Genomic DNA, 14,277 nt, shown 5'->3' on the forward strand with positions numbered 1-14,277 from the left:
CGACACAGTGCCTGCATCATATCGGCAACTTGTCGCACCAAGGGGACACATGAGCGAGATGACGCAGGAGATGGCCAGGGCCCGGCAGGAGGGCCGCCTCGCCGACCCCGACGTGCAGCTGCGCACCGAGCCCCGCGTGCACCCGCGGCTGCGGGACGGGCTCGCGGCGTTCGGCCTGGACGGGCACGCCGCGCCGCCGCCGTTCGACAAGTCCGCCGACCCTGCGGTCATCGCCGAGTTCGTCGGCCAGTCGCACGCCGCGTTCGAGGGCCTGTACGCCGCGCTGCCCAGCGACTGGCCCGACGAGGTGCGGGCCGACGTCACCCACAGCGAGGAGACGATCCGGGGCGTCGAGGGCAACGACATCGCGCTGCACGTGTTCCGCCCGGCCGGGGTCGACGGGCCGCTGCCGTGCACGGTCTACATCCACGGGGGCGGCATGACGATCCTCGAGGCGCACAACGCGGTGCACCGGCGGTGGAGCGAGGACCTCGCCGCGACCGGGATGGTCGTGGTCACCGTCGGCTTCCGCAACGCCTGGACCGCCGAGGGGCTCAACCCCTTCCCGGCCGGCCTCGACGACTGCAGCACCGCGCTCGACTGGATCCACGCCCACCGCGAGCAGCTGGGCATCACCAAGCTCGTGCTGCAGGGCGAGTCCGGCGGCGCCAACCTCGTGCTCGCCACCGTGCTCAAGGCCAAGCGCGAGGGCCGGCTGGACCGGATCGACGGGGTCTACGCGATGGTCCCCTACATCAGCGGCGGCTACGGGTGGGACCGCGACCGCAAGCTGCGCGAGCTGCCGTCGCTCGTCGAGAACGACGGGCACTACATCAACTGCCAGATGATGGACATGCTCGTCGCGGTCTACGACCCGACCGGCGAGAACGCCGAGAACCCGCTGGCCTGGCCCTACTTCGCCACCGAGGCCGACGTCGAGGGCCTGCCGCCGCACGTCATCACCGTCAACGAGCTCGACCCGCTGCGCGACGAGGGCATCGCCTACTTCCGGCTGCTCCAGCGCGCCGGGGTGCCGGTCGTCGGGCGGGTCAACCTGGGCCTGACCCACGCCGCCGACATGTCCTTCCGGGCCGCCGTCCCGGAGTCGTACCGGTCAGCCGTCCGCGACATCCACGGCTTCGTCGCCGACCTCTGACCCGGGGAGCAGGGCCGCGCGCAGCGCGCGGGCCTGCTCGCGCCAGAAGGCGGTGGTGACGCCGGCCCGCCGGAAGGCCATGTCGAAACCGTGGAAGGCGCCGGGGACGACGTGCACCTCGCACGGCACCCCGGCCTCCCGCAGCCGGCGGGCGTGCTCGAGGTCCTCGTCGTGGAACAGGTCGAGGCTGCCGACGCCGATCCAGGCCGGCGGCAGGCCGGTCAGGTCCTCCCGCCGGGCGGCCACCGCGTACGGCGGGGCGTCGGGGCCGCCCGGCCCGCGGCCGAGGTAGGCGCCCCAGCCGTAGCGGGTGCTCTTCGCCGTCCACAGCCGCAGGTGCCGCGGGTCGACGCTGGTCCGGCCGACCGTCCGGTCGTCGAGCATGGGGTGGACGAGCAGCTGGAACGCCGGGCGCACCTCGCCGCGGTCGTGGGCGAGGTGGGCGAGGTTCGCCGCCAGGCCGCCACCGGCGCTGGCGCCGCCGATCGCCACGCGGTCCGGGTCGATGCCGAGCTCGTGGGCGTGGGCGACCAGCCCGGCCAGCCCGGCGTAGACGTCCTCCACGGCGGTGGTCGGGGGCCCACCGGTAGCGGACGGCGGCGACGGTGATGCCGAGCTCGCGGGCGAAGGCGGCGTTGCTGCGGTCGTCCTGCTCCGGGGCGCCGAAGACCAGCCCGCCGCCGTGGATCCAGAGCAGGGCGGGCGCCGGGCCTGCTGTCCCGCCGGCCGGAACAGGCGGAGCGGGACCTCGCCGTCCGGACCGGGGACGGTCAGCTGCTCGACGGTGACGCCCGTCGGTGGCCTGCCCGGCCGCCCGCGCAGGCTGCGCACCACCCGCGCCGAGCGGGGGCCGTACGACAGCCGGGGGAGGAAGCGGGCGATGGCCAGGTCGGGGTGGAAGGGCGTCGCCACGGGGCTCCGTCCGGTCGTCGTCGGCCTCGGCCGGAGGGTATGTGGTGGAACGGCTGGTCCCGCGCCCGGGCAGTTCATCCGATTGCGCGCCATCTTGTGGGTTGGCAGCGAAACCGGCGGGTACCGGCCCGCCATCCGCAACGGTGTGGGGAGCAGACCCGCGCCGCTCGCTGCGAATCCCCCGGAGCCTTCGTGCGCAAGCTGTTGTCCCGTGCTGTCCTCGTCCCCCTCGCCGCCGTCGGCGTCGTCGTCCTGAGCAGTTCCCCCGCCCTCGCCGCGCCGTCCGAGCAGGACGTCACATGGATGCAGGCGGCGCACCAGAGCAACCTGGCCGAGATCGCGGCCGGCAACTCCGCCCAGCAGAAGGCCACCACGCCGGAGGTGAAGCAGCTCGGCGCGATGTTCGTGCAGATGCACACCCAGCTCGACCAGGCGCTGACCCAGGCGGCGCAGCAGCTGGGCGTGCAGCTGCCCTCGGCGCCGACGCCGGAGCAGCAGCAGCAGCTCGCCGCCGTCGAGCAGAACTCGGGCCAGGCCTACGACACGGCCTGGATCGCCCAGCAGATCGGCTCGCACACGAGCACGCTGGCGGCCACCCAGACGGAGTTGAGCAACGGTTCCGACCCGACGGTGCTGGCCCAGGCCCAGGCGGCGACCCCGGTCGTGCAGCAGCACCTCACCGAGCTGCGGACCACCGCCGAGCGGTACGGCGTCCCGACATCGGTGCCCGGCGGCACCGGCGGCCAGGCGGCGGACGGCGGCCTCGGCGGCCTGGTGGGCTGGGGCCTCGTCGGCGTCGGTCTGCTGGCCGTCGGCGCGGGCTCGGTCGGCGTGGCCCGCCGCCGGACGACCGCCGCGTGAGACGCCCGCGCGCCCGGCACCTGGTGCTGGTCGTCGCGGGAGCCGCCGCCGTCGGCTCGGGGCTGGTCGTCCTCTCGACGCCGCCCCGGGTCGACGCCCCGGACATCGCCGCGCCCCCCGCGTCGGCGACCGCACCGACCGTCGTGCCGGCCGCCCCGCCGATCCCCTCGACGCCGGTGCCCACGACGCCGGCGCCGCAGCCCCCCGTGGCTGCGGCGCCGGTCGCCGTCACCCTGCCCGGCAGCGCCGACGTCCCGCTGGTGCCGGTCGGCGTGCTGGACACCGGAGCGTTGGAGCTGCCGGACCGGCCGACCGAGCTCGGCTGGTTCGCCGCCGGCGCGGTGCCCGGCGACCCGGCCGGCACCGCGGTCGTCGCCGGGCACATCGACTCGGCCGAGTACGGCTCCGGGCCGCTCGAGGCGCTCGTCCACCTGGCCGAGGGGGACGTCGTGGAGGTCACCGACGCCACCGGCGGCGTGCACCGCTTCGCCGTCACGTCCCGCTGGTCGGTGCCGAAGCCCGAACTGCCGGCCGACGTGTTCCGCACCGACGGCCCGCCGCAGCTCGCGCTCATCACCTGCGGGGGCACCTTCGACGAGCGCACCGGCGGCTACTCCGACAACGTGGTCGTGCTCGCTCAGCCGGTCGGGTGACGATGCCCGTCCGAACGTCCCGGTGACCCGGGACCGGCGCCCTGGCTCCCGGGTCGCCGCCCGCCCGAACCTCCCCCTGAGCGCGTCCACCCGGGATGCGCCGGAGAGGGGAGATCCCGTGACCACCGACGCTGCGCACACCGCCGGCGCGACCTCGCGCACCCGCATCCTGCAGGTCCTCGCCCTCGCCGCCGGCTTCCTCGTCGTCCTCGCCTTCGCGATGGTGGGCGCCTGGCCGGTCACCGTGCTCCTGGGCCTGCCGCTGCTGGCCGCCGCCGTGCTCGCCGCCCGGCACCCCCGGGCCGCGGCGGTGCTCGCGCTCGTGCCGGCCCTCGCCGTCAGCGTGTGGTGGGTGGTCTACCACGCACGCGAGGGATGGGCGCTGGACGACCCCTGGTCGGAGACCTGGTGGCTGGCGGCCGGCCCGGTCGCCGCGGCAACCGTCGTCGTGGCCGCCCTGGTGGCCGCACCCGGGAGCCGGAACCGCTTCTCCGGCGAGTGATCCGGGCCTAGCTTCCCGGCCATGGCTGAGCTGGCCGTCGTCGGAGGTGGGCTGGCGCAGGCGGTGGTGACCCTCGCCCTGCTCGCCCGCCGGCCCACCCATCCGGTGACGCTCGCGCTCGCCGCCTCCTCGACGGCACTGGTGCTGGGCGCCACCCCGGTGGCCGACCGGTACGCGGACGCGCTCTGGGTGCTCGGCCCGCCGGTCCTGGCGGTGCTGCTCGTGGTCTTCCCCGACGGCGCCCGCGGCCGTGGGTGGCGCCGGGTGCTGCGCTACCAGGTGGCGGCGCTGGCGGCGAGCGTCGTCCTGTGCCTGCTGTGGCCGGTCCCCGACACCTCGCAGCCCGGCCGGGTGGTGGTGTCGGTCCTGCTCGTCCCGTTCCTGCCGATCGCCGCGGCCGGGGTGGTCTCGCTGGTCCGGCTGCACCGGCGTTCCACGGGGGCACGGCGGCAGCGGATCGGCGTCGTGCTCGGGGCGGGGGCGGTGCTCATCGGCCTCTACCTCGCCGCCCTGCCGCTGTACCTGCTCCTCGCGGAGCGCGCGCCGGTGGTCGTCGACCTGCTCGACATGGCGTTCCCGATCGCCTTCAGCCTGCTGCCGGTGGCCATCGGCCTGTCGGTGCTCATGGAGGCCGCGCCCGCGCGTCGCCGGGTGGCGGACTCGTTGTCCCTGTGGGTGCTCACGGCGGCCGCGGCGCTCATCGCCGGTGCGACCTGCGCCGGCGCGGTGGCGCTCCTCACCGGCACCGAGGTGTCTGCGGGACCGCTGGCCGCCGCCGTGCTGGGGGCCGCCGGCGCGGCGGTGCTGGCCGTCGGTCTGGCCCGGCGCGGAGCCGCCCTCGTGCCGACCACCGACGAGCGCGCCGTCGCCGGGCTGCGCGACCTGGCCGCCCGGCTGGCCGGCGCACCCGCGCCGGACGAGGTGCCCGACCGGGTCGCGGCAGCCGTGGGCACGGCGCTGGAACTGCGCGGCACCGCCGTCGAGGCCCGGGTGGGGGAGGGGTACGAGCGGCTCGCCACCTGGAGGGACCCCTCGGGTGCCGCGACGTACCGGCCGCTGGAGCACGCCGGCCAGGTCGTCGGCCGGCTGGTGCTCGTGCCGCACACCGACGGCGTCCCGGTCGACCTCAGCGCGCTCGACGGCCTGCTCCCGCCCGTGGCCGCGGTCGTGGCCGCCGCCCGGCTCACCGCCGAGGTCGAGCACGCTCACGGGCGGCTGCTGCGGATCCGCGACGACGAGCGGTCGCGGCTGCGCGCCGACATGCACGACGAGCTCAGCCCGTCGCTGTCGGGCCTGCGGCTGGCGATCACCGCGGCGCGCGACCGGTTGGCCGCCGGTGACCCGGCCGCCGCCGACGGCCTGCTGGCTCGGGTCGACGAGGAGGCCGCGCGCGCCGGATCGGTGGTCCGGGCGATCCTGGAGGACCTGCGCCCCGACGACCTGGTGCAGCAGGGGTTGCTCGCCGCCGTCCGCCAGCGGGCCTCCGCGCTCAGCCGTCCCGGGTCGTTCGAGGTCGAGGTCCACGCCCCGTCGGCGCTGCCGGTGCTCAGCCCCGAGACGGAGCTCGCGGTCTACCGGACGGTCACCGAGGCCGTCGCCAACGCCGCCCGGCACTCCGGCGGCGAGCGCTGCTCGGTGCGGCTCGCCTGGGTGGACGACGACCTCCTGCTCGAGGTGGCCGACGACGGCGCGGGCCTGCCGGCCGAACCGCGGGTCGGGGTCGGGCTCGGCTCCATGTCCGCCCGTGCACGGGCGCTCGGCGGGGACCTCGAACTGGCGAACGGGGCGTCCGGAGGAGTCCGGGTGCGCGCCCGCTTCCCGGTGGAGGTGGGGCGGTGACCGTGCGGGTGCTCCTGGCGGACGACCACCCGATGTTCCGGGAAGGTCTGCGGGCGATGCTGCACGGCCGTGCTCCGTTCGACGTCGTGGCGGTGGCCGGGACGGGGGAGGAGGCGATCGCCGCCGCCGAGCGGGCGCAGCCCGACGTCGCCGTCGTCGACCTGCGCATGCCGGACGGCGACGGGGTGGTCGCCACCAGCGGGATCCGGCGGGTCAGCCCGCGGACCCGGGTCCTGGTCCTCACCTCGTTCGACGGTGAGCGCGAGGTGACCGACGCCCTGGCCGCCGGCGCGCACGGCTACGTGCTGAAGTCCGCCTCCCCGGAGGAGATCGCCGACGCCGTCACCGCGGTCGCGTCCGGGACGTCCGTCCTCTCCGACGCGGTGCTCGCCGAGGTCGCCCGCCGCTCGGCCCGGCCGAGGTCGCGGCCCTTCCCGGAGCTGACCGACCGCGAGTTCGACGTGCTCGAGGGGCTGGCCCGCGGCCTGGCCACCGAGGCGATCGCGCGCCGACTGGGGCTCAGCGCCAAGACGGTGCGCAACAACCTGTCCAACGTCCTGGTCAAGCTGGGGGCGCGGGACCGCGCGGCCGCCGTCGTGCTCGCGCACGAGCGGGGCGTGGGTACCTGATCCGGCTTTACGGTCTGAACTCGTCCGCAGGCTGCCGATATGGCAGGACATGACGAATCAGACGACTGACGTCGCGGGGGATGTGGCGTCGGTCCGGTACGTGAGCACCACGGTCAAGTGCCCGGCGTGCGTGATGACGCTGGACCTGGACGACGACCGGCCGCGCCTGGGCATGGTCCGCTGGAAGCTGGCCGGCGACGACCGGCTGCTGGTCGGGACGGCGGTGCAGTTCTTCTGCGCCAACGGGCACTCCAGCGAGGAGGACCCGGAGCTGCTGCGGGCCTTCCGCTCCCGGCGCTTCTGACCGCTACCTGCCCTGGAGCGCGTCCAGGGCGCGGCGGGTGCGGTCGTGCACCTCGTCGGTGGTCAGGCCGTCGACGGAGGCGATGAACGACACGAACACGTGCCGGTCGGGTGCGGCGAAGTCGAAGACGCTGCGCGAGGAGGGGAAGACCTCGCGCGTGAGCTGCATCGTGGCCCGGGTCAGCGCGTGCCTGTCCTCGTCGCCGGCGATCGCCGACAGCAGGCCGAACCACGCCCCGAGCCGCCAGGTCAGCGCCTTGGCGAAGGCGATGTTGAACGGGACGCCGATGATCGGGATCGACCCGATCACCTTGTCCCACAGCAGGTCCTGCGCCAGGAAGCCGATGTTGGGCTTGAGGTAGGCCTTCGCGGCCTCGGGGGTGATCTCGCCCTTGCCGTAGACGGCGCGGATCTCGCTCCACAGGTTCGCGTAGAACGGCACGGCGGCCGCGTCGACCAGCAGGGTCACCCCGAAGCCGAAGAACCCGCTCGCGCCCTGCGCCAGCAGGTTGCCCGTCGCCAGGTTCCGCGTCCGCTCGTACACCTGCTCCGCGCGCGCCCGCGCGGCCGGGTCGAGGTCGGTTCCGGCGCTGCTCATGCCGGCATCCTGCCCCGCGCCCGGCGGCGCGGGGCAGGCCGGCTTTCAGACGAGACCGGGCGGGAGCTGCGAGAGCCCCTTCTGGACGTCGTCGAGGTTCATGCAGGGCGTGATCGTCACCTTCGCCTTGCCGGCGAGGAAGAGGGGCTCGGAGATGGCCGGCAGCTGCGAGGAGTCGGTCATGTCGAAGAAGATGAAGGCGGCCCGCTGGCCGTCCTCACCGGCGAAGTAGGCGGCCTCGGGGTGGAGTTGCTGGACGATCTGCTCCACCACCTTGGCCAGGGAGCCGGTGCGGAGCGCCTCGTTGCCCATCTCGGTGTCCATGACGGCCTTGAGCATCATGCGCATGGGGTGCCTCCTGCTCGGTCGGGGAGGCGAACCCTGCTCCCGCCCGCGCCCGGCGGCCAGAGGCCAAGGGCTTCGTGCCCGCTGCCGGGCGGCCGGGTCAGCGGGCGGCGGCGGCGCGCTCGGCGCGCAGCGCCTCGAACACCTTGCGGCGCAGCTGGTCGCCGTCGTTCTCGGGCACGTCCTCGAAGCGCAGCGCCACCAGCCACTGCGCGCCGCGGGTCGTCTGCCAGATGACCTCGCCCGTCAGGTCCACCGAGGTGTGCCCCAGGTCGAGGTTCACCGGCAGGCGGGTGCCGCCCTCGGGCGGCAGGCCCCAGCCGTCGAGCAGCGCCCGCATGCCGGCCTCGCTGAGGTCGACGGTCTGACCGGACATCTGCGAGCCGGCCCACGGGATGGTCACCGGCACCTGGACGCGGGCGCGCACGGCCTTGCGGCGCTGGCTGCGGGTGGCCGGGCCGGTGGGCCGCAGGTGCCAGCGCGGCTCCTCGCCCTCCTCGACCTCGGCGACGCGCGCGGGCAGCGTCCGCTCCTCGTTGGCGCCCACCCAGAAGACCTCGACGGGGTCGTTCTCCTGGATGGCGAGCTGCCAGGCGGCACCCTCACCGGTGGGCCGCACGACCAGCGCCTGCTCGGTCGAGACCTCGACGCACGCGGTCACCGTGATGCCGCGGGTGACCAGCGTGACGTCGGCCTGCGACGACTCCAACGGCCGGTCGGCGTCGTGCTCGCTCATCGACTTCTCCGATCCTGTTCTCCGCCGAACGCCGTCGTCCGCACCTGGGGAGGAACGGCTCGTCGCGGTCCGCGCATGCCTGGTGGCGCACGGTCACTCACTCGATCGGAGGACTTTAGGTCCTCAACCCAGCGCCGGGGCGGGCGCGACGCGCCGGTGGTCACCCCGGCAGCGCGCCCACCTGGCGCGCCAGCGCCGTCCCCCGCCGCAGCAGCCCGTCGACGTCGCCGAGCTCGAGCGGGCGCCACCGCAGCACCCACACGGCGAGGATCCCGTCGCGCACCGCGTACCGCATCGGGTCGCTCGGGGAGTCGAGGGGCAGGCCGCCGGGCGGGGTCGGCGCCGCGGCGCCGGCCGGCAGCAGCAGCGCCGTCCGGCCGCTGTTGCTGTCCGCCAGCGGTGCCTCCGAGTGCAGCGCGAGCCGCGCGGTGGCCGGCAGCCCGGGCAGCCCACCGCGCAGCACCGCCCACGGCGTCCCCGGGACGGGGTTGGTCGGGAACGCCGCGGCATAGGCCGCCGGGTCCTCCGGCTGCCCGCCGAGCGCCTGCACGGCGGCGGCCAGCGTGGGCGGCACCCAGGGGTGCATGGGCGAGCCCGGGCCGGCGGCCGCGGGGAGGGGCTGCTCGAACGGCTGCGGCCGGTGCAGCGGCCGGCAGGCCTCGGCCAGCGCGGCGCCCGCGTCGCGGACCATGTGCACCAGCTCGTCGAGCTCGGCCGCCGTCGAGGCGTAGCCGCTGCGCTTGAGGACGACGGTGCCCAGCCGGTAGCGCAGCTCGAACAGCGGGAACCGCCCGCCCTCGCGGAGCACCGCCGCGGCGGCGCTGCGCACCAGCCGGTCCAGCACGCCGTCGGGCAGCCGGCCGGCGACCTGCAGGGTGAAGCCCCGCAGCCCGTACGGCGCGAGGTCGACCTCCTCCTTGGTCCGCCACCACCCGACCGGCCGGTTGTGGACGACGAACGACGGCAGCAGCGCCGCCTCGGGGGTGAGGCTCGCCGCGCCGGTGCACGGCACGCCGACGTAGACGTTGTCGGCCTCGGTCGAGGAGATGAACCGCCGCACCGACAGGAAGTGGCCCATCGGCACGTTGACGTGCACGCCGAACCAGGTGCCGGCGCCCATCTCGAGGTCGTCGCCCACCGGCCACGGGTAGCGCCAGTGCCACACGCAGACGTCGCGGTCGCCGGACGTGCCGCGGCAGACGTTGAACTGCAGGCCCGCGTCGAGCGGCAGCGCGGCGAAGTAGCCGCTGGCGTTGCCGCTGCCGACGTGCTGCAGGCCGCGGTCGGCGGCCCAGCCGCGCAGGTCGACGGCGGGGTGGCCGCGCTTGGCGTCGGGCACGTCGGCCCGCGACATCGCCGCCCGGCCGAAGACGCGGGTGGAGACGGGGGGCACGGTCGTCGTCATCGCCCGTCCTCCGCTCAGCGCCGCGCACCGGCGAGCGAGCCGGTGGTGGTGGGCACGGTCGGGTCGGTGACCAGGCAGACGACGGCGTGGTCGCCGGCCGCCCAGCTCTCCTGCGTGGGGGTGAGGTAGCCGTGGACGAGCACCGACTGCGCGTAGCCGACGCCGGTGAAGCCGAGGAACGCGGCGTCGCAGCCGGCCGAGGCGAGGGTGGCGATGGTGGCGTCGCCCGGGTACGGCGTCGCCGGCAGGTCGAAGACCGAATAGACCTCGTACACGTGCGGCTCGGTGCACGGCACGGTCGGCACCTCGGTCACCGTGCCGGTCGCCGGCAGCTCGTCCAGGCACTGGCCGAGCGTGAGCGAGAAGACGTCGCCGCCGGCGTCGGTGCCCAGCACCTGCTCGGTGACGGCGTCGGCGATCTCCTCGCCGGTGTCGGACACCTCGGCGCGGACCAGCTGCCAGCCGGCGTAGGCCCCGGCGGCGAGGAGCACCGTGGCGATGGCGCCGGCCACCCGGCCGGTGCGCCGCGGGGCGGGCGACGGCGGGGGCACCGGGGAGAAGCCGGCGGCGGGCGGCTGCCACGGCGGCAGCGGGGCGTCGGTGGTCGGGCCGGCGGGGCCGCGGTCGTCGAGGATGCCGGGCTGGTACATGAGGGTGCGCTCTCCCGTGACGCTCGTGCTGCTCAGGACGTCGTCGACGCTAGGGACGGCGGGAGCGCGCGGGCACCGTGCCGACTACGGCACCGCGGTACGGGGACTACGGCATCGCGCCCCGGCGGGCTACGGGGTCAGGAGGCGACGGGCAGCACGTCGCGCAGCTCGGTACGGCTGTTGATGCCGAGCTTGCCGAACGCCGACTGCAGGTAGCTCTCCACGGTGCGCACCGACAGGTGCAGCTCGCGGGCGATCTCCTGGTTGGTCAGCCGGGCCGCGGCCCGCGACGCCACCTCGTGCTCGCGCGGGGTGAGCCCATCGGGCACCGCGGGTGCACCGCCCGGCGCCGCGGCGGTCCCGATCCGCCGGCGGGCGGTCTGCTGCAGCCGCTGCGCGGCACGCACCGCCTCCCGCCCGGCGGAGGGGAGGGCGAGCGCCGCGGCGGCCGCGTCGGCGGCGAACCCGGGGTCGCCGACCTCGAGCAGGGCCTGCCCCGCGTGCACCAGCGCCGCGGCGTCCTCCTCGGCCAGGCCGTCGGCGAACGCGGCGATGGCCGCGGCCAGCGGCCCGGGCTGCGGCAGCGGCGCCGCGCGCAGCCGCCGCACCGCCTCGGCCGAGCCGCGCCGGGCGGCCGCGGCCAGCAGCAGGACGCCGTCCATCGCCTGCCCGGCCGCCAGGTGCCGCTCGGCCCTGGCCACCATCTCGTCGAGGACGTCGTCGCCGAGCAGCGCCCGCGCGGTGAGCAGGCAGTACCGGGCGGCGACGGCGAGGTCGTAGGGGGCGTAGCGCTGCACCCCGTGCTCGGCGAGGGCGGCGCGGGCCGCGGCCGCGTCGCCGTCGAGCGCCGCGCACAGCGCCAGCCCGGCCAGCACCTGCCCGGTGCTGAGGAACGGGTCGCGCCGCCGGGCCTGGCTCAGCGCCGAGAGCAGCGCCGTCCGCCCGGCGGCCGCCCGCCCGGCCCAGGCGTGCAGCACGCCCTGCGCCGTCTCGACCGCCGCGCCGGCGTGCAGCGCCCGCTGGCCGGCGCCGACCGGCCCCGAGCCGAGCACCTCCAGCGCCCGCGCCCACAGCCCGCACCTCACCGTCGCCAGGAACAGGCCCAGCGAGGCGTGCACCTTCAGGTCGGCGTCGTCGGCGGCGTCCACCGCGGCGCCGACCTCGGCGAGCAGGGCCTGCGCGTCGTGCTGCCGGCCGACGCCCGCCAGGACGGCGGCCAGCAGCGCCGAGCCGATCAGCCACCGCCGCCGGTCGCCGTCCGGACCCTCCGCGTGCAGCCGGGTCAGCGGCTCGACCAGCTCGGCCCCCGCGCCGCCGGCCAGCCGCAGCTCGAAGCCGGGCAGGTCGAGCGAGCGGGCCAGCGCCGGGTCGTCGACCGCGGCGCGCACCGCGGCCAGCGCCGCCTCTCCCCGGGCCGGCCCGCCGTCCACCCAGACCAGCGCCGCCGCCAGCTCCCGCACCAGCGCGACCCGGTCGGGCGGCGGGGTCGCCGGGTCGTCCAGCAGCGCCTGCGCGACCTGCGCGGCGTGCGCGGCCAGGCCCATCCGGCGCAGCGCCCGGGCACGCACGACCGCCGCCTCGGCGCGGTGCGCCGGGTCGCTCACCGTGCCCACCAGGCGCAGCGCGAGCTCGGGGTCGAACAGGGTGTTGGCCGCCCGCGCGGCGCGCACCGCGACGCCGGGGTCGAGCGGTGCCCCGCTCTCCAGCGTCCAGACCGCGAAGGACAGCAGCTGCCGCGGCGGGCCGGCGGTCAGGTCGGCCCCGGCGGCCACCACCCGGTCGCGCAGCACCCGCCGCCGGGTGAACGGCACCCCGCGGCGGACGACGTCGGCGACCAGCCGGCTGGCGATGCGCACCGCCGGCGCCGGCTCGCCGTCGACCACCACCACCCGCGAGCGCTCCAGCCGCTCCAGCGCGGTCGGCTCCACCAGCTCGAGCAGCAGCGCGACCGGCAGGTGCTCGGTGAGGGCGACGACCTCCAGCGCCTCCCGCTCGGCGGGCGACCAGCGGCCGAGGCGGGTGGCGACCAGCGAGGCCGGCCGCGCGCCGGTCGGCCGCTGCCCGGCGGTGAGCGCCCACACCCCGTCGTTCGCCGTCAGCAGCCCCGACTCGAGGTGGTCGTCGACCAGGTAGCGCAGCAGCAGCGGGTTGCCCTCGCTCACCTCGGCCAGGTAGCGCAGCGACGACGCGGCGACCGGCGCGCCCAGGTAGTCGGTGGCCAGGGCGGTCACCTCGTCGTCGGTCAGCGGCGGCACCGGGACGACGGGCAGCAGGTCGTCGCGCCACAGCTCGACGAACGCCTGCGGCATGTCGACGACGTCCACGGCGGTGACCAGCAGGGCCGCGGCGCCGGACTCGGCCAGCCCGGCGAGCACGTGCGCGCTGAGCTCGTCGACCAGCGCGCTGTTGTCGACCACGACCACCGGACGCGCGCCGCCGCTCTCGCGCAGCGCGAGCCCGAGGGCGCGGGTGACGGCGAGCGGGTCGGCGACGGCGTCGTCGGGCAGCGCGGTCAGGTGCGGGTGCAGCGCGCCGAAGGGCACCTCGGCGACCAGCGCCGAACCGCGCACCGTGAGCACCGTCGTCCCGAGCTCGGCGCGCACGTGCTGGGCCAGCGTCGTCTTGCCGGTGCCGGCCTCGCCGGCGACGACGACGCCGACGGTGTCGGCCGCGCGCAGCCGGGCGGCGACGGCGTCGCGCAGCTCCCGCCGCTCGAGCAGCGGCCACGACCGCGGCGCCGTCACGCCGGCCCCACGACGGCGGCGCGCTGCGCCTCCACCCGGGCCCGCACCTCGTCGAGCAGCGCCGGCTCCACGCCGAGCTCGCGCAGGGTGGCCACCAGGTGGTCGCGCATCCGGTCGAAGGACCCGTCGTCGACGCCCAGCCCGGCGTGCGCCCGCGCGACGGCCCGCCCCTGGTAGCGCTGCAGGGAGCCGACCACCGGCGGGCCGTCCAGCGCGACGGTGAGGAAGTCGCGCTGGTGCTCGCGCAGCCGGGTCAGGTCGACGCCGTCGAACCACGGCGCCAGCACCGGGTCGGCGAGCATCCGGTCGTAGAGGATCGTGACCGCGACCGAGAGCGCCGGGGCGCCGCCGATCGCCTCGAACAGCCGGCCGTCCGCCACGCGCGTCAGCCCTGCTCGCGGGCGGCCAGCGCGCCCAGCCGCTCGAGGTCGGCGCGCAGCGCGGCCTCGCGGTCGCGGTGCTCGGGCAGCAGCAGCGCCGCGACCGCCTCCTCGACCCGCGGCATCGAGAGCACCTCGTAGCTCTGCACGATCCGCGTGCCGCCGCCCTCGGGCTCGAGGATCACCCGCCACTCGCAGGTGTCGCGGTACGGCCCCGCCGGCAGCGTGCGCCACACCAGCTCGCGCGGCGGCTCGACGACGTCGACCCGGCAGGTGCGCGCCCAGCGCGACCAGCGCACCCTGTTCGACCCCTGGAACCGGGCACCCGGCGCGGCGGCGGTCGCACCGTCCAGCCAGCGGGCGGCCCGGCACTCACCGCTCCACTCGCCCACCCGCGGGACGTCGGCCAGGACCTCCCAGACCGCCTCGGCCGGCGCCGCGACCAGCGCCTCGACGGTGCCGCGGCGGGCGATGCGGGTTCGGCTCACGGGCGCAGATGGTGGCAGAGGAAGAGCCGGGACGGAGTCCGTGTTGCGCCGGTGCCCGGTCCGCGACGCGAGGAGG

Annotated in this window: 15 protein-coding genes and 1 pseudogene; 7 read left to right on the forward strand and 9 right to left on the reverse strand. The window is 76.5% G+C overall.

Annotated features, from left to right (window positions below):
- Positions 1 to 49 precede the first annotated feature (49 nt).
- Positions 50 to 1,156, forward strand: coding sequence for an alpha/beta hydrolase fold domain-containing protein (locus ACI8AF_RS09970; RefSeq protein WP_456539538.1), 1,107 nt, complete (start codon positions 50 to 52; stop codon positions 1,154 to 1,156).
- Here the strand turns inward: ACI8AF_RS09970 and ACI8AF_RS09975 are convergent.
- A pseudogene (locus ACI8AF_RS09975) lies at positions 1,115 to 2,246 on the reverse strand (alpha/beta hydrolase fold domain-containing protein). The gene ACI8AF_RS09970 and the pseudogene ACI8AF_RS09975 sit on opposite strands and share 42 nt — an antisense overlap.
- 14 nt (positions 2,247 to 2,260) lie before the next feature.
- Between ACI8AF_RS09975 and ACI8AF_RS09980 the strand changes: the two are divergent.
- From ACI8AF_RS09980 to ACI8AF_RS10005, 6 genes are all read left to right on the forward strand, one after another.
- A complete protein-coding gene (locus ACI8AF_RS09980) occupies positions 2,261 to 2,929 on the forward strand; it encodes a DUF4142 domain-containing protein (RefSeq protein ID WP_456539539.1) in 669 nt (222 codons plus the stop codon).
- Positions 2,926 to 3,582: a class F sortase gene (locus tag ACI8AF_RS09985; protein ID WP_456539540.1), complete on the forward strand. Its 657-nt coding sequence runs from the start codon at positions 2,926 to 2,928 to the stop codon at positions 3,580 to 3,582. Before ACI8AF_RS09980 ends, ACI8AF_RS09985 begins: the two co-directional genes overlap by 4 nt.
- 118 nt (positions 3,583 to 3,700) lie before the next feature.
- A complete protein-coding gene (locus ACI8AF_RS09990) occupies positions 3,701 to 4,084 on the forward strand; it encodes a hypothetical protein (RefSeq protein WP_456539541.1) in 384 nt (127 codons plus the stop codon).
- A 21-nt stretch (positions 4,085 to 4,105) separates the two neighbouring features.
- Complete coding sequence (locus ACI8AF_RS09995) at positions 4,106 to 5,923, forward strand: sensor histidine kinase (protein ID WP_456539542.1); 1,818 nt, start codon at positions 4,106 to 4,108, stop codon at positions 5,921 to 5,923.
- Positions 5,920 to 6,552, forward strand: coding sequence for a response regulator (locus ACI8AF_RS10000; RefSeq protein WP_456539543.1), 633 nt, complete (start codon positions 5,920 to 5,922; stop codon positions 6,550 to 6,552). Before ACI8AF_RS09995 ends, ACI8AF_RS10000 begins: the two co-directional genes overlap by 4 nt.
- A 100-nt stretch (positions 6,553 to 6,652) precedes the next feature.
- A complete protein-coding gene (locus ACI8AF_RS10005; RefSeq protein WP_456539544.1) occupies positions 6,653 to 6,856 on the forward strand; it encodes a hypothetical protein in 204 nt (67 codons plus the stop codon).
- 3 nt (positions 6,857 to 6,859) lie between these two features.
- Here ACI8AF_RS10005 and ACI8AF_RS10010 read toward each other — a convergent pair whose 3' ends face one another.
- The 8 genes from ACI8AF_RS10010 to ACI8AF_RS10045 form a co-directional block, all read right to left on the reverse strand.
- Complete coding sequence (locus tag ACI8AF_RS10010; protein ID WP_456539545.1) at positions 6,860 to 7,453, reverse strand: hypothetical protein; 594 nt, start codon at positions 7,451 to 7,453, stop codon at positions 6,860 to 6,862.
- A gap of 45 nt (positions 7,454 to 7,498) precedes the next feature.
- On the reverse strand, positions 7,499 to 7,801 hold the full coding sequence (locus tag ACI8AF_RS10015; RefSeq protein ID WP_456539546.1) for a hypothetical protein: 303 nt from the start codon (positions 7,799 to 7,801) through the stop codon (positions 7,499 to 7,501).
- A 97-nt stretch (positions 7,802 to 7,898) separates the two neighbouring features.
- Positions 7,899 to 8,534, reverse strand: a complete 636-nt coding sequence (locus tag ACI8AF_RS10020; protein ID WP_456539547.1) for a PilZ domain-containing protein — start codon at positions 8,532 to 8,534, stop codon at positions 7,899 to 7,901.
- Between the two features lie 160 nt (positions 8,535 to 8,694).
- Positions 8,695 to 9,939, reverse strand: coding sequence for a hypothetical protein (locus ACI8AF_RS10025; protein ID WP_456539548.1), 1,245 nt, complete (start codon positions 9,937 to 9,939; stop codon positions 8,695 to 8,697).
- Positions 9,940 to 9,953: 14 nt separating this feature from the next.
- Positions 9,954 to 10,589: a septum formation family protein gene (locus ACI8AF_RS10030; RefSeq protein ID WP_456539549.1), complete on the reverse strand. Its 636-nt coding sequence runs from the start codon at positions 10,587 to 10,589 to the stop codon at positions 9,954 to 9,956.
- A gap of 137 nt (positions 10,590 to 10,726) precedes the next feature.
- Positions 10,727 to 13,333 carry a LuxR C-terminal-related transcriptional regulator gene (locus ACI8AF_RS10035; protein WP_456539550.1) on the reverse strand — a complete coding sequence of 869 codons (2,607 nt, stop codon included), beginning with the start codon at positions 13,331 to 13,333 and terminating at the stop codon, positions 10,727 to 10,729.
- On the reverse strand, positions 13,330 to 13,713 hold the full coding sequence (locus ACI8AF_RS10040) for a group I truncated hemoglobin (protein ID WP_456539551.1): 384 nt from the start codon (positions 13,711 to 13,713) through the stop codon (positions 13,330 to 13,332). Before ACI8AF_RS10040 ends, ACI8AF_RS10035 begins: the two co-directional genes overlap by 4 nt.
- Before the next feature lie 5 nt (positions 13,714 to 13,718).
- Complete coding sequence (locus ACI8AF_RS10045) at positions 13,719 to 14,201, reverse strand: SRPBCC family protein (RefSeq protein ID WP_456539552.1); 483 nt, start codon at positions 14,199 to 14,201, stop codon at positions 13,719 to 13,721.
- Between the last annotated feature and the right edge of the window lie 76 nt (positions 14,202 to 14,277).

It is taken from the genome of Blastococcus sp. SYSU D00669, from assembly GCF_054050715.1.